Below are 4982 nucleotides of genomic sequence, written 5' to 3'. Positions count from 1 at the left end.
GGTCTTACCCGATACAAATTGATTGGTCACAGCCATAAGTACCACATGATTATCAAAATCTTCAAAAAACTCATTTTTTTTGATTTTGACTACACCTTTGGCAGGATCGGCAATTATCAGATGATTTTTTTTGATTTTATGCACAACCACAAAATGAGTCAAGCCCTCTTTGGTAATAACTCTTGCTATCATGGGCAAGGTAAACTTTTCTTCAAAATTTTCTCTGGTCATTCTGCCCGCTTTTGCTTCAAAGCCTAACTGCTCCAGAGTCTGCACAATTCCCAAAACAGTAGTGCCTTTTATATCAGTACCAGACAAATCTCTTAATTTTGTTATAGATGTTTCTTTGCCGTATGTAAGACAAACCGTAGCAATACAAGCCGCCGCACAATCAGTTATGTCATGCTGTTTTACACATTTGTATCTGCTCATTATACTTTACCTTAATTTTATTCCTATCTGTTCTATAGCCCATTTCAGCCAGGTGGTTTCATCGTATTTTATCCTGCTTTCGGCTACCATACCGATAGTTATCTCTATCTTATCCCCTCGCTTGTTATTAACAGTTGTGCTGTCGGGTTTTATCTTTACTTTATAAAAAACTTTGCCGTCCTCTGTTTGAGAACTGTCATTGTCTATATGAATAACTTTGCCTTTTATCACACCGTATTCACTCTGCATAACTCCTGATAAGGCAATTTCAACATTGTTCGAAACAGCAATCTTACTGCGGTCCGCTGCACTTACTATTGTTTCAAAATATAGTTCATCAGACTGATTGCTGCTGATACTCCCTATCATAGAGCCTGCCTGCAAAACCGTACCCACAGTATATGCAGCGGTATAATGCACGATTCCAGAAGACTTTGCCCTTATCTTGTATTCTTCAAGGCTGTCTATATATGCCTGCTGAGTGCTTTTTTTGCTGATAAGTTCGTATGAGTATTGATCAACAGTCTGATAATATTGAGATGTAAACTGATTTTTGATGCTGTCTATTTCGGTTTGAGTCTTTTCATGCCCTTCTTCCGAAGCGGTTACATAAGATATAAACTGTTGGGCATAGTTATACCATTTGCTCTCAAGAGCACTGTCAAAAGGGTTTTTCATGGAGTTTTCATCTGTCAGATTATAATTTTGGATAAAATTAATCAGTTCATTATTATAATCAATAATACCTTGCAAAAATTCAATACCGTCCGATGTTTGTTTTATCTGAAGCTCGATCTGAAATGTATCAAGCTGTAATAATATATCCCCCTCATTTACGCTGTCCCCTTCGTTTTTGTATATTTCCTTTATGTCGCCCGAAACGCTGTTCATAATATAACTTTTTTGCCGGCTTGATACTATGCTCCCTGCTTTTACCACATAAGTCTTTTTGGCAAAACCCGACAATATTATTATACTCAAAAGAAGAACGGCAGTAATTATGGTTATTATCACTCCAAAAGCCGGCGGCTTTCGGTCATATAAAAGACGGCTTTCTTTGAGTTCATGAAAGCTGTAAATCTTCATCCTTAACCTCTTTCGATTTTACAGGCATAAAGACATCGGCAAGCACTTTGTTGCCTTCCTGGTTTACAAATATAATATAAGTCTCGCCTGTGAGTTCTATATCATTTTCGTATGCAAACAGCGTAAGCTTGGAGATAGCAAACTGCAGCTTTTCGCCGTCATCAAAAAACCTTGCCATAAGACAATTTTCTATACGGATCTCTTTTTCAAAATGATACGGCAGTTCAAGCCTGACATTGCTTGATTTCAGCTGTATCATCAGTCTGGAATCTATAATAGGCGTGTTATCGCTGTTAACACCCTTTACCCCGCCCGAATATGTAATAAGCGGACCCATGCTCTCATATCCCTTGGCTTTTATCCAGGACTGCAGCATAGCTATTTGCTTATCCTGCGAAAACAACTCATTTTCAGGTATCTTACGGGATAGAACATTGATTAGCTTTAATATTTTATTTTCTCTTAATTCAATCTTCGGCATAATCTTTTTCCTAACATAATCGCCCGATTAGGGCTATCATGTTATAAACTAAAACTACTCTATCATTTTTATTAATTATTTATATATTTTTTTATACTGTTCAGCCATTTTTGCTTGAGTTATATGTATGGGCATAATCAAGATAGAACAAAAAAATACTAAAATAATATTAAATGTTACAGGAAGAAAAATCCATTCTATTATCATATAAATGCTCAAAGATAAAATTAGAGATCCGTTTTCTAAAATAGATAATTTAACGCTTCTTAAGAAATTATTTAATTTTAGCTGATTCATAATAACCGCACATATCATTAATATGCAACCAATAACAACATGAATAATAGTTACTTGCTTACATATTACATTTGCAAATATTATTAAGCCTAAAAATAAGCCATAAACAATGACAGAAAAAAACAACGAATTGGCTATCTTTAAATGTTCCCATGCTAACCTATCTTTTTTGGCAGAAGAAAAGAAAGAATAATATTCATTAAATACATCAAGCTTAGCCGTATTTTCGGCATCATTTACCTCAATCTCTTTCATCTTTTTATTTTTATTTATAAATATCAAAAGAATAGTTGATAAAGATATTATTAAACTTAGTATTAAATATATTTTCAAGTTATTTTTAGGTATAACTGATAGATAGAATCCTAAACAAAATATAATTATTAAGATGGATAACATAAGACAAGAAAAAACCATTTTCTTTTTAATCGTCTTGGCATAAACCAGTTTTTCCATATTTATCAATGTTATAAAAAAAGTTATATACTGTGAAATAGCCCATAGAGACCATAAGAAATGACCAGTTTTAAACTCTCTAAAAATTAACGAATATGATAATAAATTTGCTAAAAAGAGAAAATAAATAACGATACATATTAAAAATGGTTTTTTCTTTTTCATAATTTATTTAACACTAATATCAACCCAATACGGCACTCCAAACCAAGTGTATTTTAAGCTGACATCTATGCCTTTACCTTGAATCAAGGCACTAGCATAAGTTAAGGCAACGGAACCCAAAGCGGCAGCCCCAATCAAAGTCCCAATTAAACTGCCGATAAGCCCCCCTATTAATCCGCCAATTTTAGCACCAAATTTTGCTCCCAATGCAGTAATCCATGCTGCAAGTTTGTAAATCCCCAAACCTATTAAAGTTGCACCAATGGGATTTAATGCACATGCCTGTAATACTAACCAAAGTTGATTATTGGTAATATAAAAGCCTCCATCAACATACATCATTTCTTCGCGGTCCATTTCCACGAAGCCTTCTGGTAAAACTAAGTTGCTTGTCCTCAAAGCCATTTCCATAAGTTTTTCTTCCAAATTACATAATTTTGATAGAAGGACTTATACTATCATTTTAATCATTAGTGAAAAAAATTGTTACAACTTATGTTTGTATAATATAAGATATTAATATACTTGTCAAGCGTAATTTTGTAATAATTTAAAATTGATTTTTTAATAGTATTTTTAAATAGTTATATATAACAATTGACTAAATCAACTCACATTTGAGATTTTTCATTCAAACACCGTGACATACCAACCTGCTGCACCTCTCGAAAACAGCTCATTTTCAGGTATTTTTCGGGATAAAACATTGATTAGCTTTAATATTTTATTTTCTCTTAATTCAATTTTCGGCATCTAGCCAACCTTAATATCACGATTCTTTTTCTCAGCAAGATAAATCTTAGCAATTCTATTTGCCGTACTAGCCATGTAACCAAGAATTACAAACGTAAAAATAATAAAAGCTGGCTGAATATAAATATTTAAGAAATAATAGCTAAACACACCGTTATTCTCTTTAACTAAAAAACCTGTCCCTATGGCAAAAATCAAACAACATATATAAGATATCGTTTCAAATAAAAAACGCTTTTTTTTAATCTGATTGGGATATCTGATAAAAAACTTTGTTCTGGGTATAAAACTTGATAGTAAAAGGATCGTTAAAGCGATTTCAGTAAATATAAAAGAAGGTAATACATAGCCAAAAATTATATAAAACATACATACAGCGGGAAAAAGCACAAATGCTGCATAATTATGTATAACTATTCGCTGTAATGCCAAAAATTCTTTATCATCCATAATCATAAATACCTAAAGTTATTAATACTATTTTATCAAATCAACATATACATAGCAGTTTGGATAAAAGATAGTCTCATAATGTATATAAGCCCCCACTATGTATATGTTCTTACCATAAAATATTATTTCTTAAATAAAATCGCAAACAAAGTCGACACCTTTAGGAATTCCAAACCATCCAGTTTTTACATTAACTCCAATTTTAAAACCACGGCCTATGCTGCCTGCATAAAGAATAGTTCCATAGATAGCTACTGTGGCAAATGCAATAATTCCTATTGCAACCCATCCTACTACTGGTATTGTCGATAAAGCACTAGAAATTGCTGCAAGATATGGAGCAAGATAAACATCAAATCCAAGCATAGTCATTGCTATTTTACCTAACGCTAAAACCGATAATCCGCCAGAAGCCAGTCCAACAGTTCTCTGTCCTCTTGTCCACAAAGAACGTGCTATTGTCGCACTTACGCTTATACCAACAAAAAAATCTCCGCCCTCAACATACATCATCTCTTCGCGGTCCATTTCCACGAAGCCTTGGGGGAGTCTCAAGTTGCTTGTCCTTAAAGCCATTTCCATAAGTTTTTCCTCCAAATTTTATTATTTTGATAGAAAGACTTATACTATTAGAAAGACTTATACTATCATTTTAATCATTAGTGAAAAAACTTGTTACAACTTATGTTTATATATATATATAAGATATTAATATACTTGTCAAGCATATTTTTGTACTTTTTTTATAAAAATTATTATTAAATAAAAACAAAAACATAGATTTTTTAATGGAGCAAATAAGCCATATTGCTATAACCCTTGACTTTTATCCAGGACTGCAGCATAGCAATCTGCTTAT

General features: G+C 32.7%; 8 protein-coding genes. All 8 read right to left on the bottom strand.

Annotation, left to right across the window (positions count from 1 at the left end):
• Positions 1-432 (bottom strand): cysteine peptidase family C39 domain-containing protein (locus VIL26_04430; protein HEY8390181.1); only part of this gene is annotated, 432 nt, incomplete at its 3' end.
• A gap of 6 nt (positions 433-438) precedes the next feature.
• Positions 439-1518, bottom strand: a complete 1080-nt coding sequence (locus tag VIL26_04425) for an HlyD family efflux transporter periplasmic adaptor subunit (GenBank protein HEY8390180.1) — start codon at positions 1516-1518, stop codon at positions 439-441.
• Positions 1496-1999, bottom strand: coding sequence for a hypothetical protein (locus VIL26_04420; GenBank protein HEY8390179.1), 504 nt, complete (start codon positions 1997-1999; stop codon positions 1496-1498). The genes VIL26_04425 and VIL26_04420 overlap by 23 nt, the downstream gene beginning before the upstream one ends.
• Positions 2000-2074: 75 nt before the next feature.
• The gene (locus VIL26_04415) at positions 2075-2917 is read right to left on the bottom strand and encodes a hypothetical protein (protein ID HEY8390178.1); all 843 of its coding nucleotides are present in this window, start codon (positions 2915-2917) and stop codon (positions 2075-2077) included.
• Positions 2918-2920: 3 nt separating this feature from the next.
• Complete coding sequence (locus VIL26_04410; protein ID HEY8390177.1) at positions 2921-3343, bottom strand: hypothetical protein; 423 nt, start codon at positions 3341-3343, stop codon at positions 2921-2923.
• A gap of 201 nt (positions 3344-3544) precedes the next feature.
• A complete protein-coding gene (locus tag VIL26_04405) occupies positions 3545-3670 on the bottom strand; it encodes a hypothetical protein (GenBank protein ID HEY8390176.1) in 126 nt (41 codons plus the stop codon).
• Positions 3671-4120, bottom strand: a complete 450-nt coding sequence (locus tag VIL26_04400) for a hypothetical protein (protein HEY8390175.1) — start codon at positions 4118-4120, stop codon at positions 3671-3673.
• A 132-nt stretch (positions 4121-4252) separates the two neighbouring features.
• Positions 4253-4705, bottom strand: a complete 453-nt coding sequence (locus tag VIL26_04395; protein ID HEY8390174.1) for a hypothetical protein — start codon at positions 4703-4705, stop codon at positions 4253-4255.
• Positions 4706-4982 lie beyond the last annotated feature (277 nt).

This window comes from Clostridia bacterium, from assembly GCA_036562685.1.
GTDB lineage: Bacteria > Bacillota > Clostridia > Christensenellales > DUVY01 > DUVY01.
Note: the sequence above shows the minus strand (reverse complement) of the source record. Positions and strands in the feature narration are given on the sequence as shown.